9 protein-coding genes and 1 tRNA gene are annotated in these 15726 nt (G+C 55.8%); 5 read left to right on the top strand and 5 right to left on the bottom strand.

The window, feature by feature from the left end; translation table 11 throughout:
• The first annotated feature begins 293 nt into the window (after positions 1-293).
• Positions 294-3563 carry a PAS domain-containing protein gene (locus ABIE63_RS11015; RefSeq protein ID WP_354504521.1) on the top strand — a complete coding sequence of 1090 codons (3270 nt, stop codon included), beginning with the start codon at positions 294-296 and terminating at the stop codon, positions 3561-3563.
• Positions 3564-3740: 177 nt separating this feature from the next.
• Here ABIE63_RS11015 and ABIE63_RS11010 read toward each other — a convergent pair whose 3' ends face one another.
• Entirely contained in the window at positions 3741-4568 is an 828-nt protein-coding gene (locus ABIE63_RS11010) for an NAD(P)H-binding protein (RefSeq protein WP_354504520.1), read from the bottom strand.
• A 113-nt stretch (positions 4569-4681) separates the two neighbouring features.
• Here ABIE63_RS11010 and ABIE63_RS11005 point away from each other — a divergent pair, with 113 nt between their 5' ends.
• From ABIE63_RS11005 to ABIE63_RS10995, 3 genes are all read left to right on the top strand, one after another.
• Positions 4682-5278 carry a TetR/AcrR family transcriptional regulator gene (locus ABIE63_RS11005; protein ID WP_354504518.1) on the top strand — a complete coding sequence of 199 codons (597 nt, stop codon included), beginning with the start codon at positions 4682-4684 and terminating at the stop codon, positions 5276-5278.
• 124 nt (positions 5279-5402) lie between these two features.
• The gene (locus tag ABIE63_RS11000; protein ID WP_354504516.1) at positions 5403-5672 is read left to right on the top strand and encodes a hypothetical protein; all 270 of its coding nucleotides are present in this window, start codon (positions 5403-5405) and stop codon (positions 5670-5672) included.
• A gap of 638 nt (positions 5673-6310) precedes the next feature.
• On the top strand, positions 6311-9235 hold the full coding sequence (locus tag ABIE63_RS10995) for a PAS domain-containing protein (RefSeq protein WP_354504515.1): 2925 nt from the start codon (positions 6311-6313) through the stop codon (positions 9233-9235).
• Positions 9236-9754: 519 nt separating this feature from the next.
• Here ABIE63_RS10995 and ABIE63_RS10990 read toward each other — a convergent pair.
• The 4 genes from ABIE63_RS10990 to ABIE63_RS10975 all read right to left on the bottom strand — a co-directional run bounded on the left by ABIE63_RS10990 (position 9755) and on the right by ABIE63_RS10975 (position 14411).
• Positions 9755-9829, bottom strand: a tRNA-Gln gene (locus tag ABIE63_RS10990).
• A gap of 92 nt (positions 9830-9921) precedes the next feature.
• On the bottom strand, positions 9922-10857 hold the full coding sequence (locus ABIE63_RS10985; protein WP_354504514.1) for a 4-(cytidine 5'-diphospho)-2-C-methyl-D-erythritol kinase: 936 nt from the start codon (positions 10855-10857) through the stop codon (positions 9922-9924).
• Positions 10857-12542 carry a tetratricopeptide repeat protein gene (locus ABIE63_RS10980; RefSeq protein ID WP_354504513.1) on the bottom strand — a complete coding sequence of 562 codons (1686 nt, stop codon included), beginning with the start codon at positions 12540-12542 and terminating at the stop codon, positions 10857-10859. The genes ABIE63_RS10985 and ABIE63_RS10980 overlap by 1 nt, the downstream gene beginning before the upstream one ends.
• A 213-nt stretch (positions 12543-12755) precedes the next feature.
• Entirely contained in the window at positions 12756-14411 is a 1656-nt protein-coding gene (locus tag ABIE63_RS10975; RefSeq protein ID WP_354504512.1) for an electron transfer flavoprotein-ubiquinone oxidoreductase, read from the bottom strand.
• Positions 14412-14631: 220 nt separating this feature from the next.
• Here ABIE63_RS10975 and ABIE63_RS10970 point away from each other — a divergent pair, with 220 nt between their 5' ends.
• A complete protein-coding gene (locus ABIE63_RS10970; RefSeq protein ID WP_354504511.1) occupies positions 14632-15543 on the top strand; it encodes a uracil-DNA glycosylase in 912 nt (303 codons plus the stop codon).
• Positions 15544-15726 lie beyond the last annotated feature (183 nt).

The raw sequence follows: 15726 nt of genomic DNA, 5'->3' as shown, positions 1-15726 counted from the left end.
AATTATTAAACACAGCGTAAACCGAAACTGTAAACAAACTGTTTAGAAGCCTAAAATTTAATAACAATTTTTCAGAATCTAATTTTGCCGAGCCTAGCAACTCCAAGAACGGATTCTCGACCTCCTCCCGCTACCCTTGCAATCTCCGGTGTGTCGGTCAATCAAGGGCGGACCACTTACATTTATGGTAGTCTGTTACGCCACAGGGATTTCTATGGGTTGCGAATTGTCTGGACCTATGACAACCCATAAAATCGGTACAATCAACAACGACTGCGCGGATAAGGATCAATTTGGCGACCAACAAACGTAAAGCCGTTATTTCCGAAAAGAGGGAGAAGGCCCGACGCTGGCCTGAGGACGCGCGGCTCGCAACTTTGCAGGATTTTGACATTTTCGACTCTGAACCCGATGTCGAGTTCGAAGGTTTGGCCCAAATAGCCGCGCATCTCTGCGATGCGCCGATAGGTTTGATCGTTTTTTCTGACGGCAACCGGCAGTGGATCAAAGCCAGTGTAGGTTGGAGCGCGAGGGCATTGAAGTCAGCCGCGTCCAGCGGACAATCGATACTGTTCAGCCAGGATATCCAGATCCTCGACGATTCCGGTAAAGACGGGACCTTCTGTAAAACGCCGTTCTACGCCGCAGATAAGGACTTGCGGTTTTATGTGGGTGTGCCGCTACTGGCTGGAGATTGTCTCCCGCTCGGGATGCTTTGCGTTTTGGACTACAAACCCCGAAGCCTGAAAAATTCTCAGAAAACAGCGCTGCGAACCGTGGCCGACCAAGTGATGACCTTGCTGAATCGTCGGAAGGATCAGCAGCGATTACATAGTGTCATCGATAGCGTTCCTGGCATTTTCATGATCCTTGCGGGCGACGGCACCATTGGCTTCCTGAACGATCAAGCCACCACCTTCCTGGGCTGCGGCAAGGCAGAAGGCGTTGGAAGACACCTGGTGGAAATGCCGGTTTTCAAAGGTGAACCGGCGCTCGCTTCGACGTTTTCCGAAGTGCTGGAGACGCCGACGCCAACACAGTTCGAGGTGGCCCTGAAAACCAGCGGCGCCTGGCTCGAAGTGGCTACCAGCAGCGCGCCTGCGGGCCTTGTGATTAAGATACGCGACATCACAGACAGCAAGCGTACTGATTTTCAGAACGCGACCGCAAGCCGGGCCTTGGAATTGGTTTCTTCCGGCGTCACGCTGGAGGAGGTCCTCGATTCCATCGCCCGGGCGGTCGATCAGCTCATGCCGGGCGTCAGCTCCTCTATATTATTGCTCGACCCCGACGGTATCCATGTCAGACATGGAGCAGCCCCCAGGTTGCCGGATTCCTATAACAAAGCGCTCCATGGATTGGCCATCGGCCCGCGCACCGGGTCCTGTGGCACTGCCATGTACCGCCGGGAACCGGTGATCGTAACGGATATAGCGAACGATCCACTTTGGGAGGATTACAAGGATTTAGCCCTGCCTCACGGTTTACGGGCTTGCTGGTCGATTCCAGTCATTGCATCGAATGGCGAAGTTGTCGCGTCCTTCGCTCTCTACTGGAACGAGCCGAAAACGCCGAAAGCCGCCGACCATGTAACGGTAGAGCGCTACGCCAATCTCGTAGCTGTCGCCGTGGAGCGCCACCGCAAGGACCATGCGCTCAAGGAGAGCGAACTGCGGTTTCGCGAGATTGCGGAAACCATAGGTGAAGTGTTTTGGATCAGCAGCCCGAAGGCAGATGAAATTTGCTACGTCAGTCCGTTGTACGAAAAGTTCTGGGGCCAAAGCTGCGCGGAGCTGTACCGCAACCCGATGATCTGGGTCGCCGCCATCCACGAAGACGACCGGCCGCAGGTCGACCCTGCGCCTCAGGAATTTCCAAATGGCAGCTATGACGCGCAGTACCGGGTCGTCAGACCGGACGGTTCAACGATCTGGATTCAGGACCGCCATTTTCCGGTCTACGATTCACAAGGGACACTCCTTCGAGTGGTCGGTGTCGTTACCGACATAACCGAGCAAAAGATGGCTGCCGAGCGACTGAAGCTCCAGGAAGAGCGGTATCGGCTCGCCGCCAAGATTGTCAGCGATGTCATTTGGGATCGGGACATCGCCAGCAACACGGTCTGGTGGAGCGACGGGCTTCCAGAGGTATTCGGTCATGATTGGTCCGATCCCCAGACAAGCAGGCAATTGTGGAGGGAGCACGTTCATCCCGATGATCGCGAGCGCGTTTTCAAGGAGTTGCAAGACTTGGTCGAGAACGACGCCGGGTTCTGGTCCATGGAGTACCGCTTGCGCCGAGCCGACGGAAAGTATGTAAACGTCTCAAACGATATCGTCATTATCCGCGATAAAAACGGCAAGGCGGTGCGGATGCTCGGCTGCACGACCGACATCACCGAACGAAAGGTCATGGAAGAGCAGGTTCGTCAGTCCCAACGGCTTGAAGCAGTTGGACAGATCACCGGCGGCGTCGCTCACGATTTCAATAATTTACTGACCGTGATCTTGAGCAACGCCGAAGAGCTGGAGGAGAATCTCCCCCCGAGCTCTTCCCTTCAGGCGCTTGCGGAACTGACACGCATTGCCGCGGAGCGAGGCGCAGAACTGATCAGCAGCTTGCTGGCCTTTTCTCGCCAACAACCGCTCAACCCGAAACCAACGGATGTCAATGCTCTCATTTCAAACATGGGAAACCTGCTAAGACGGGCATTGGGCGCACAGATCTCTATTTCCATGCGCCTGAACGGAAGTCCCGCCCAAGCCATGGTCGACAGCCCTCAACTCGAAAGCGCGATTCTGAACCTTTGCATCAACGCCCGAGACGCCATGCCGGAAGGCGGCGAGTTGATCATAGAAACCGAAAACGTTTCTGCCGCATCGGACGCGGTTCTCCAGAAAGCCAACCTACAAACCGGCGACTATCTGCTTCTTTCGGTGACGGATAACGGTTCGGGCATGGACGCGCAAACACTTGCCCATGCCTTCGAACCCTTCTTCACGACCAAGGAAGTCGGGAAGGGCAGCGGTCTGGGTCTCAGTATGGTTTATGGGTTCGTGAAACAATCCAAGGGACACATTGACGTTCAATCAAAACCCGCCAAGGGAACCCGTACAAGGCTTTACTTCCCCCTTGCGCAAGGTGAGGCGCCGCAAAGGACGCATCAGACACACAGGCCCAGAAGTGCTGCGGGAACCGAGAAGATTTTGTTGGTGGAAGATGATGATCTGGTCCGCCGAAACGTTTGCAGCCAGTTGACGCTGCTGGGCTACGACGTGACCAGTGTTGCCGATGGCCATCAAGCTTTGCAAAAACTCGAGGAAGATCGCTTCAATCTATTGTTTACGGACTTGGTTATGCCAGGCGGAGTTAGTGGCCAGAAACTTGCCACGGAGGCAAGACGCCTGGACCCGGCACTGCCAATAATCTTTAGCTCGGGGTACTCCGAAGACGCTGTTGTGGGTAAAAGGGGTCTGGAAACCGGCGTTCACTTGCTGGCCAAGCCATATCGCCGCCATCAGCTTGCCGAAACGGTTCGCAAGGCCCTCGACACCGGCACGTAGGGAACCGAAGGGTTGACGCCGGGTCAGCTTCCTACGGCGCTGCGAGTCCAAAGAGCGGCATCGGATTTTCCATACCGCGAAGAGAATACTCTCCAAGCGCCCGCCAGTCGGCCGACGTCGCCGATGCAGGCCTGTCCCTGTGATGATCATCTCAGGGACAGGCCCTTGCCAACTCCTTCAAGCTGCGGCTTTCCAGAACCCCTCCGCGGCCGATGCCCGGCAGAAATCCGCGAAGTCACGGGGTTCCCGCCCGAGGGCCCTTTGCACACCATCACCCAGGAACTGGTTCCGTCCGTCCAACGTTTGGCGGCATATCTCCGTCAGGATATCGGCAATGAAAGCTCCGCTGATCGCGACCATGGAGGCGTGGAACGCCTCAAGAGAGATCGAATGGTAGTCGATCTTGCGCCCCAAGACAGAAGAGACCTCGGCTGCGGCATCCGCGAAGCTCAGTAACCGCGGACCCGTCACTTCATAAAGCTCACCCGCATGACCCTCCTCGGTTAAGGCAGCGACTGCTACATCGGCGATATCGTCGGCATCGACGATTGGCTCAAGCATCTCGCCCGCCGGAAGAGCGATCGCGCCGCCAAGAAGATGCGGGAGCAGATAGCCCTCGGTGAAGTTCTGAGCAAACCACGCGCACCGAACCAAGGTATACGCCACACCGCTGTCCGCAACGATGGCCTCGCAACGCTGTGCATGCAGTTCTCCGCGACCCGATAGGAGGACGAGACGTTGGACGCCCGCTTCGGCGGCAATCTTCGTTAGCGCCTCGATCTTTTCCGCCGCGCCCGGGAACGCGAGGTCGGGAAAGTAGGAAATGTAGAAGGCTTTAGTGCCGGCAACAGCGGCGCGCCACCCCTCCGGCCTGTCCCAGTCAAAAGGTAGCTTGGCTTGGCGCGATCCTTCACGCACCGCTTCCCCACGGGCTCGCAGTCGCTTGACGATACGAGAGCCGGTCTTGCCGGTAGAGCCGATAACGAGAATTGGCTGAGTGGACATTGCTGTTCTCCTTCAGGTTTCCAATTGAGCGGGAGCGCTACCGCATCTCCCCTTCCCAACGAACTTTACACCATGTAAATTGACACCATGACAATTAGGCGGAGGTTTACACGGTGTCAAGTAAAATTGGCGATACGCAAACCAGAATTTTGGCTTCAACCTGGGAACTCCTTGAAAATGCGAGAGGAAAAGAAGTGCGTATGGCCGATATCGCCAAGCACGCAAAGGTCAGCCGTCAGGCCCTCTATCTCCATTTTCCTTCGCGCCGGGACCTCTTGATCGCGACGACGCACTACATCGACAAGATGAAGGACGTGGACGCCAGGTTAGCCGCCAGCCGGTCGGCGAAGAACGGGCGGGATCGGCTCAATGCCTTTATCGAGGCCTGGGGAAACTATATTCCCGAAATTCACGGTCTCGCGCGGGAGCTGATGGCTATGAGCGACAGGGACGAGGCCGCCAAACTTGCCTGGAACGAGCGAATGACCGCCCTGCGCCAAGGATGCCATGCCGCGGTGATGGCTTTGCGCCGGGATGGGTGCCTCTCTCCTGAGCACACTGTCGAGACGGCAACGGATATTCTTTGCGCGCTGGTCTCGGTGAGAAACTGGGAGTACTTCACGATTGACCGCAATTGGTCTCAGCAAACCTACGTCACGAAGATGAAGACCGTCGCGCTACAGGTGCTCGTGCACCAGGACACCGTCTAGTCACCGTGAACAGCCCAGCGTTGCCTGATGTCACCCTGATAATGGCGCAGAAAGCGCCCAATGATACTTTTCCCGGCGCAAACACAAAGCGTCGCGCGCACACCGGTCACCGGGCCGAATAGAAATGGCTGGGGCGGCTCTCACCGAAGCGGTTCATGAGTACGAGCAGACTTGCCGACATCCGGACCTTCCCGCGTTCGAGATCAGTCCGACCTATGACACTCATACGAACCGGGACACCGGTTATCCTTTCGGAGATACGGCCGACTGCTACGCCTTCTTCGATGCAAACGAGAAGCTCGTCTATATAGGCAAGGCTTCCCTGAGCCATATTCTTGGCCGGAGAATTGATAGCTACATCCTCCGCGCCGGAAGTTCACCGACGCCGTCTTGAAGCACCAGTGGGAGTCACCCCTCGCTTTATCGTTTCGATCGCCGTTACCAAGCCTTACAAAGCCCCTTCCCTGGAAGAGTTCCTGATCGACAAACTTCAACCAGCGGAGAATTCGAGGGGACGGTACCAGGTGCCACGCAGGCACCTCCAAACCCCTCGGTAAGAGCATAAATGACTGCAAAGCGCTTTGGGTGCTGAACGTCACACTTCGGCATTACAGGAGGCTTTTTCTGGCGCTGGCCTTTTTGGGAAACAAAGTTCCTGTGTGTACCCGCCCCACAAAGAGCAGTTGCCCGCCGGCAAATCCAACATTCAGGCAGCACTTATCAGTCAACAAGGCCGCCTTCTCCCCATATCTCAGAAAATCAAGGCGTGCCTTAATCATAAGCTGATGTGTTTGGTTTATCTTATGGGGCAACTTTTTTACATACTCAGCGAAGCTAAAATAATTAAATTACTTGATTTTTATTTCATATTTAACAGATCATTTTTGTAATTTTATTCAATTGACGTCAAAATCTTTAAACCACACCTTTATATCTTAATACTGATCAACGGGACGAATACCGTCCCTGATGGGTTAAGAATGATACATATGGTTGAACAAGGAGGCACTTCTCAATTTCAGGAGGTTACATTTGCGCATTACTCCATCCATAGGTCGTCGGTTGCCAAGATATGCTCCCGTTCTTGGGATAGGTTTTAGCACGTTGATTTTTGCTGCCGGGAACTACGCTTTCCGGAACGACCAGTTTCTGCGTAGCGCTTGGAACGACACACTTTGGACCCTCGCTGCGCTCGTCGTGACGATGGAGTGCGTAAAAACGGCAAGATATTTCGGTCTTAGACGATCGAATGCCTGGAATGCCTTTAGCGTTGCCGGCATTTGTTGGCTTTCAGGCATGTTGATATGGAGCTTTCAGGAACTGATTCTTGGCCATTACACGCCATTCCCGGGCCCAGCTGATATAGGCTTTCTACTCTACCCTATATTCATCATAGCCGGCTTTTTGCTGATACGCACCAAGCACAATCTGAAATTCCAAACGCTATGGAAGGTTTCTACATTATCTGTGTTTTTCTCTGCTGTTTTATTCGTAATGGTAATATTCCTATTTAGCGACATGAAACAAAATACTGATCCGTCTATATTTATAGCTTCACTTTACCCGTTACTATATGGCGTATCTTTTGTGTATTCGGTATTTCTGACAATAAATCACTGGAAATCAAATTTATTTATTGTTTTTCTTTTGATTTCATTGTCGATGGCAGCATTTGTGCCTACGAATATCATCTATGCTGCTTATTTGATAAAAAATATTTACCTGGTCGGTGCGTACTTCGACGCGTTCTGGATAATTGCCCTGGGATTCATGGCGTGGGCAGCATACGAACGCCGTAGTCTCCCCATTTCTGTCGAGACATCACCTGCATTCGGACTGGTTGCGGAGGTTATCGTGCCAGTTCTGTGCGGAGTGACTGGCGTACTAACCTTGGGCGTATTCTTCATGCAGATGGAGGTCGCATCTGCTCCGTGGCTAGGGTTTTTTGCAATTACTTTTCTAATCGGCAATGGCCTTCAAAAATATAGCCTTCTGCGTTCAGAGGCAGACCGCGCAGCAGAGGTCCAACTAGCAAATCAAAAACTAAAAGAGGGCGAGACGCGTTTTCGTAACCTAGCAGAACTCACGGCCGATTGGTTCTGGGAGACGGATATGGAGCAGCGGTTCACATACTTAACCGGCTCGACGGTCTTCGAGGGCGCGGGATTAAAAGCCGAAGATTGGATTGGAAAAACCCGCAAAGTCATGCACGAGGCCTTCACGGATCAATCAATCCACAATGAGCTGCAGGCATACATGGACAAGGGTGAGCCATTCTACAACGTGCGCCGACGTTTCTTGCATCCGACGGCCGGAGAGTCTTGGTTAACTATTTCCGGCACGCCGATTCGTGACATTAACGGAAACTTGACCGGATACCGCGGCGTCGGCCGGAACATCACCGCGGAAGAACGAGCACACCGCAAGCTTCAAGAACAGGAATCGCTTCTTCGTCTCATCATGGAAAGCGTTCCCGCCTCCGTTTATTTGAAAGACCTCTCATGCCGATACCTGCTCGTGAACCAACGTCATCGGAGCTTCATTGGCGTGAGCGACGATATCGTCGAAGGCAAGGCATTACGCGATCTCACGGATGAACCTTGGGGACGTGAATTTGAAGAACAAGACAGACAGGTCATTGAAGCCGGCAAACCACTCCACTTCGAGACCCAATTGACTTCGGCTGGCGGAGAGGAACGGCATTTCGACGTCACCAAGTTTCCCGTATACGATGCTGACGGCGCGCTCGTGGCGATAGGAGGAATCAATCTCGAGATTACAGACAAACTCGCGCTGGAGCGTCAATTGCGCCAGTCTCAGAAGCTGGAGGCGGTTGGAATGTTGACGGGCGGCATCGCACACGACTTCAACAATCTCCTTGCCGTCATTCTATTGAACGTCGAAAGCTTGGTAGAAGAGCTCCGCGATGCACCAGACAAGCTTGCGCTCGCTGAAGGTATTTTGGAAGCAACTGAGCGAGGGTCCCAACTCTCCCATCGGCTCTTGGCTTTTTCCCGCAAACAAGACCTGAAACCGCGAACCCTTGATGTCAATGAGCGCATCTCCGGCTTTCGCCTACTACTGGCGCGAACCCTTGGGGAGAACATAGAGATAAAGATGCTGCTGGACAGTCATTCTTGGTCAGCCGTCGTCGACCCCGGGCAGCTTGAGAACGCTATCTTGAACTTGGCCATCAATGCGCGCGACGCCATGCCAAATGGTGGGAAGATTGTCATAGAGACCCGGAACGTTAAAATCGCTCCTGACGAAGTGCTCGAGGGAACGGACGCTCGTGCTGGCCGCTATATCTGCTTAAGCGTTTCTGATACCGGTGAAGGAATGGCTCCAGAAACCCTTGAAAAGGCCTTTGACCCATTCTTCACGACAAAAGAAACCGGGAAAGGAACAGGCCTTGGACTCAGTATGGTTTATGGCTTCCTCAAACAATCTGGTGGATGGGCAAGCATTTACAGCGAGGTCGGGGTTGGCACGACCGTTCGCCTTTATTTACCGAAAGCTGACGGCGACAACGACGCTAATGAGAACACTAGCGACGACGATTTGACGATCGCTACTGGGACAGAGACGATCCTGGTAGTGGAAGATAATCAACTCGTCCGGACGTCCTTGGTAAGGCGACTTAAAACACTGGGCTACCAAGTGTTAGAGGCCGGCGGCGGACTGGAAGCACTTGACATCCTTCGCAGCGAGGCAAATGTCGACCTTCTCTTCACGGACATGATTATGCCGGGACTGCACGGTTACGAACTTGCCAAGACAGCGCGGCAAATGCGGCCCGACATCAGAGTAGTATTTACAACAGGCTTCAGTGGAATCACAGACCTTGAAGTTCACGAAGAGTTAATAGGTGCCAAGGTACTTCAAAAACCCTATCGCATGGCCGAACTCGCGACCTTGATCCGAGATGTTCTGGATGGTGGCGCCGAGAAATCTTAAACAGAACAGTTAAAGCAAGGCTCAAAAAGCCAGCCGGCATACCCCAGAGGAGATGGTTCCAAGGAGAGGCGGGGGCGAGATGGCTTGCAGCTGCAAGCACTCCCCCGAACTGCGCCGGCGGCACAAGTCCGACGAAGGCCTGCAACAGAGCCGTCGCCGAGCTGCCGATCAAGTTGACACCCCAAAGGTGGGCCGTGCGCAGGAAGCTGCCGCGTGAAGGCGTCTAGGAGAGGGCCGCCATCCGGAAGTAGATTGCGCGCAGAAAAAATTGCCGATCGATTCACGCTTCACGAATGCCCATGCTTGAACGCCCGTGCTTCTACAACTGGAAGCAAGAATTGAGACGATCGCAGCACGCGACCATTACCTAGTGGAGCTCTGGTATGTCTTGCGTTACTTGACCGCTAACGCGGCCGTCATTTCTACCGTCTCAGTAATACAGGAAACTGTTACGACCCGTCCCAATCCAATCCCGGAAAGGTCAGCCTAAACTATTGATAATAAAAATTTCTCAAGAAATGGCTGGGGCGGCAGGATTCGAACCTGCGAATGCCGGTACCAAAAACCGGTGCCTTACCGCTTGGCCACGCCCCAACAGCCAGGGCCAACCGGCCCGAAGTGAGCCGGAAGATAGCGCCCCTTTCCGGGCACTGCAACGCCCTCTTTTCGATTAGCCGTCTCTTTCGTCATTGTCGGCGGCACGCTGCCGCGCGGACCCACCACTCTGGCCTTGCCACCTGAAGCGCCGCCGCGCCATGGCGCGCTTCTTGTAATGTCGCAAAGAGTCCGAAGCAACTCGCGCCGCTGCCCGACATGCGGGCCAAAACACAGTTGGGGAGAGCTTCCAGCCTATCCAGCACCTCTCGCACTGACGGTTGCAGGCTGATCGCTGCAGCTTCAAGATCGTTGGGTCGATCTTCCAGAGTCGCCACGAAGCTCTGAAGATCGGCAAAGGATTCCGGCCAATCGGTAACCTTCGAGAAAGCGCCCTGCCAAGCGCGAAAGACATCCGGCGTCGCCAAAGCCACCCCCGGATTGACCAAGAGCAGCGAGAAATCAGGTAGCTCTGGCGCCGGATCGATAACCTCCCCTACTCCACGCATGATGGACGCCTGACCATGCAGGCAGACCGGAACGTCCGCCCCCAGGGACCGGGCCAGTTCAAACAGTTTTTCAGGCTCGATGGGGAGCTTCCATAAGGCACGCAAGCCATCGATCGCCGCTGCCGCGTCAGCCGAGCCACCGCCCAGCCCGGCGGCAACAGGTAGACCCTTTTCAAGGCGAATTGCAGCCCCCGGTGGATTGCCTTCAAACGTCGCACCCGCCAACAGTCCTCCCGCAGCGCGCAGAACCAAATTTTCCTTAGTGTCCTGCAGCGCCGCGGCGAAGGGTCCCGCAACTTGGAGCGATACCGTCGCGGAAGGCCGGAATGAAAGCCGGTCACCGAAATCGGCAAAAACCGCGAGGCTTTCCAGTTCATGATAGCCGTCTGGGCGTTTTCCGATGATCTGCAGAGAGAGATTAACTTTGGCGGCGGCCATGCGGACGATGCCGGCTTCCTCTCCCGCTCTGCAGTCCTGCTTCCCGCCTGCGGGTACTGACCCGGAAGGCAACGCTGTCATCAGATGTCCTTCGGCGAATCCGTCAGGCCAGTCTCAAGCTTCTGCTCGATGAGCAGCCGCTGTTCCTCGTCATCCTGCAACCCCAAAGCGCGGATCCATTGAAAGCGGGCCTCCCGTTTGCGCCCGACCTGCCAGTAGGCATCACCCAGGTGATCGTTAATGGTGGGATCTTGCGGACGCAACTCCACGGCACGCTCCAATCGATCCGCCGCTTCTTCGAAACGACCGAGACGGTAATAGATCCACCCCAGGCTATCGACGATGTAACCATCCGAAGGACGTGCCGCCACGGCCTGCTTGAGCATCTCCTCGGCGCGCTCAAGGTTGATACGCAACTCGACCCAGGAATAGGCGAGATAATTCAGGACGTTCGGTTGTCCCGGCTCAAGCTCCAACGCTTTTAGGAAGTCGGCTTCGGCCATACTCCACTGATCAGACTGCTCGTAGGCAATGCCGCGGAAATAGTATATCGACCAATGCCGGCGTTCCGACACGCCGATACGCTCCAATGCCTTCGAGTACGCATCAACGGCCTGCGTAAAGCGCTCCTCGGATCGAAGCAGATTGCCAAGCCGCACCAGCGGCTCGAAGCGATCCTTGCGGTCGGCAGCAAGTGTCTTGAGTACCCATTCCGCTTCATCCACTTTTCCGACCTCGGCCAACTCTCCAGCAATCTGGAGCAAGGCGGTCCAGCCAAGCGGGGTCTTTTCGTCGATGCGTCGGAACGCATTGATCGCCGACTGCGATCGACCTTCATTCTGGTGAATTTCGCCAGCGAGCATGTTGGCTACATCCAAGTCCGACCGCAGATGTAACGCTAGTTCGGTGAAGATCAAAGCGACGTCGTTCGCGCGCTGCTGGCGAAATATCGTCGCCAAATGAAAGAGCGATTCCGAAAGTCCATCAAGTGGCGAGGCAATCAAGGGCTTCGGTACCTGGCCAACATCGAGGCGCGTAAAGGCAGGTTCGAAAAGATTACCATCCGATTGCTGCGACGCCTGATCCTGGTACAGCGCACGTGCCTGTGCCGCCTTTCCGCTGCGTTCGAAGAAATTCCCGATTACCAGCGCCGAACGGTAGGAGATCCGTTCACGGTCGCTCAACAACGCCTGATAAGCCGTATCTGCCGCCACGACCTCGCCTGCCAAATCATTGATCATTCCAATGTGAAGGTCGCGTAAAGCCGAGGCACCCTGCAGTTTATCCAAAGGCTGAAGCGCGAGCAGCGCGCCCTCGCGATTGGATGCGGCCATGGCGACCCAAGCCTTGAGCGGCGGGCCGACAAGTTGAGCCACGCCACTATTGGGCAGGCTGTCCAGAAAACTCTGGGCCAGCGAAACCTTGCCGCGCTTCAGATCATCCACCACCAAGACCGTTAGCGCCGTCGCATTAGCGGGATCCTGGCTGTAAAGCTGCTGCGCCAATGGCACCGCTTTTACCAGCTGTCCCGCCGACGCCAAGAGCGAGAACGTGCGTCGCAACAACTCAACGTTCTCCGGGTCCCGGGTCAAAGCGCGTTCGTAATAATGCGCCGCTTGCACGATATCGTTTTGCAGGTCCGCGTGGCGGCCCGCCAGATAGTCGCCTGCGGCCTGCGCCATGGCGCTTCGCGGCAAAGGTGCCAGCGACAAACCAAGGATGAAGACACCGGCCGCCAGCCGGCGAAATACTTTCAAGTCTTTCATAGTGGTAACAGCCACAAGGAGGCCTCGCTTCCCGTTGATCGGGGGTTTTCCGTTACGGACGCCTTTTGGATGTCTCCTGCGAGATACACCACCAGCACGTCACCCGTCACGATAGTCTAGCGCTCAAGCACAAGCCGCCTCAATCGCCGAATGATGGAGTAAAGGGGAAGTGACCGGGTAACCAGCCACTGATCCTCCCCCTAAATCCAGCGGTTACATGTTCGGATAGTTCGGGCCGCCGCCGCCCTCGGGTGTTCTCCAAACGATGTTCTGTTTCGGATCCTTGATATCACAGGTCTTACAGTGCACGCAGTTTTGCGCGTTGATCACGAACTGCGGGTTCTCGCCCTTATCGTCATACACGACCTCATAGACACCGGCCGGGCAGTAGCGCTGGGCCGGCTCGTCGAAAAGCGCCAGATTGTGCGAGATCGGCACTGAAGGATCCTTCAGATGCAAGTGCACCGGTTGATCTTCTTCATGGTTGGTATTGGATAGGAAAACGCTCGAAAGCCGGTCGAAGGTAATCACGCCATCAGGTTTCGGATAGGCGATCTTCGGCATTTCCGAGGCCGGCTTCAGGCTCTCGTGATCGGCGTGCTTGTGATGGAAGGTCCAGGGCGCCTTGCCGGCAAGCACCTTGAGATCAAAGCCACCGTACAGCGTGCCGCCGAGCAGTCCCCAGCGAGCAAAAGCCGGACGGAAATTCCTGGCTTCGTGCAGCTCCTTGTAAACCCAAGATGATTTGAATGCCTCCGGGTAGGAATCCAGCGTCGGCGCCGGGCTGTCGTAATCGGACTCTAGCGCCTGGGCGATGGACTCCGCCGCGAGCATTCCGCTTTTCATCGCGTTGTGGCTACCCTTGATTTTGGGAACATTCAAGAATCCCGCCGTACAGCCGATCAAGGCGCCACCAGGGAAAATCAGCTTGGGGATGGACTGCAGTCCGCCTTCGTTTAGCGCACGCGCTCCGTAGGCAATCCGCTTACCGCCATCCAACAACGCGCGGATTGCCGGATGCGTTTTAAAGCGCTGCATCTCCTGGAACGGGCTTAGGTGCGGATTCTGATAATCCAGCCCAACCACGTACCCGACGTAAACTTGATTGTCGGGCAGATGGTAAATAAAGGAGCCGCCGTAGGTCGCGCCATCCATCGGCCAACCCGCGGTATGGACAACCGTGCCTTCCTGGTGCTTCGACGGATCGACTTCCCACAGTTCCTTGATGCCAAGTCCGTAGGTTTGCGGGTCCGCTCCGTCGCGTAGATTGAATCGCTGCTCCAGGGTTTTGGTCAATGAGCCACGGCACCCCTCGCCAAACAGCGTGTACTTGCCATGCAACTCCATGCCCGGCTGATAGGAGTCCTTGTTGTTGCCGTCCTTGCCGATGCCCAGATCACCCGTCGCCACGCCTTTGACCCGGCCGTCCTCGTGATAGAGCACTTCAGCGGCGGCAAAACCCGGATAGATCTCCGCGCCAAGCGCCTCGGCCTGCTCGGCCATCCAACGGCACAGGTTTCCAAGCGAGATGATATAGTTGCCATCGTTGTGAAGCTGCTTGGGCAACAGGGCGATGGGAAAATTGAACGCTTTCTTCTCGGTCAGCATCATAAATTTCTCATGCCGTACCGGATTTGTGAGCGGTGCGCCTTTCTCCTTCCAATCCGGGATCAACTCGTCCAACGGCCTGGGCTCGAACACAGCGCCCGAGAGAATATGTGCGCCAACCTCGGACCCTTTTTCCAAGACACAAACCGTGATCTCTCGGCCGGTTTCCTGCGATAACTGGCGCAACTTTATGGCGGCGGCCAAACCGGCAGGTCCGGCGCCAACGATGACGACATCGTACTCCATATACTCGCGTTCCATAGCTTTCCTCCGTCACCGTGGCGCGTTGCAATCACCCGACATACTAAGGGCAGATGCCAGCCCTGCAAGTCCTGCGGCAGCATAAATCATTCATTGCCCTGACTTAATTTGAGGCTCTATCGCCGATGCGACAGATTTCACCCTGACTGGCGTCTTTAGGCGCTCTCAAATCGCAAAAATTCCCTGCCATCGGGCGCCTCGGGTGCTAGCTTGTCTCATCATGAGTGGTGACAACGACAAAACGGATGCCAAAGCGGCAGATCCTGGGCGAGCCGCGGCGCTCGAAGCCCTCCGCTGGCAGATCGAGTTAGGCGCGGACGAAGCAATCGCCGACCTGCCGCAGGATCGCTATGCGGAATCGAAACACGAGCCCGCTCCGCTCCCCGCGACACCCGGCAAGGCGATGCCGAAGCCAGACAACAAGACTGTTGCTTCCCACACGGCCAATAAGCGCGGGCCAGAGGAGAACTCCGGCCCAGCGACAGGAGTATTCGAACCCAGGGTTTCCGAATTGCGATCCCAGGATGCCGCCGTCGCAGAGGCCCGCGCTCTTGCTACGACCGCTTCGACACTGACCGAACTGCGTGCAGCGCTTGAAGGATTCGATGCCTGTCCTTTGAAGAAAACCGCAAGCAATACGGTCTTCGCCGACGGAAACCCCGAAGCCGACCTGATGATCATTGGAGAAGCGCCGGGGGCCAATGAAGACCGTAAGGGTCTGCCCTTCGTCGGCGACGCGGGCCAACTGCTCGACCGGATGCTGGCAGCCATCGATCTGGATCGGACGCGGGTCTACATTTCGAACGTCGTCTTCTGGCGTCCGCCCGGCAACCGCACGCCCACCCCGGCGGAAGTGGCGCTTTGTTTGCCCTTTGTTGAAAAACACATAGCGCTGGTTCGGCCGCGCCATCTGCTTTTTGTCGGCGCTAGCGCCGCTAAGACCCTGTTGGATACGACCGAGGGTGTATTGCGGCTGCGCGGTCGCTGGTTTGACTACAAGAATGAATTCCTCGACCAACCCCTACCGACGCTGGTGACATTGCATCCTGCCTACCTGCTCCGCATGCCGCAGCAGAAAAGCTTGGTCTGGCGAGATCTGCTATCACTCAAGGCGCACAGAGAAGAAGCTTGATCTCTTGCTTCCTGAAGGCCCGGCGAACACATCGTTTGATCGGAAAAGTACGGCCGCCGGCAGGCCGCTACGAAACCAAAGCATGAGCCGCCCGGACGAGACGCTTGTCGCGCCGCCCCGCCCGCGTCTAGACTTCCCGCTTTCCATAAGGCGTCACCCCTGGTTTGAAGGGGGGCCGAACAG

The sequence above is a fragment of the Limibacillus sp. MBR-115 genome, from assembly GCF_040549425.1.
Lineage (GTDB): Bacteria > Pseudomonadota > Alphaproteobacteria > Kiloniellales > CECT-8803 > Limibacillus > Limibacillus halophilus.
Note: the sequence above shows the minus strand (reverse complement) of the source record. Positions and strands in the feature narration are given on the sequence as shown.

Coding starts and splice junctions, on each gene's coding strand:
- ABIE63_RS11000 (WP_354504516.1), top strand. CDS start 5,403: ATGGCTGGGGCGGCTCTCACCGAAGCGGTTCATGAGTACGAGCAGACT.
- ABIE63_RS10980 (WP_354504513.1), bottom strand. CDS start 12,542: ATGAAAGACTTGAAAGTATTTCGCCGGCTGGCGGCCGGTGTCTTCATC.
- ABIE63_RS10970 (WP_354504511.1), top strand. CDS start 14,632: ATGAGTGGTGACAACGACAAAACGGATGCCAAAGCGGCAGATCCTGGG.
- ABIE63_RS11010 (WP_354504520.1), bottom strand. CDS start 4,568: ATGTCCACTCAGCCAATTCTCGTTATCGGCTCTACCGGCAAGACCGGC.
- ABIE63_RS10985 (WP_354504514.1), bottom strand. CDS start 10,857: ATGACAGCGTTGCCTTCCGGGTCAGTACCCGCAGGCGGGAAGCAGGAC.
- ABIE63_RS10975 (WP_354504512.1), bottom strand. CDS start 14,411: ATGGAACGCGAGTATATGGAGTACGATGTCGTCATCGTTGGCGCCGGA.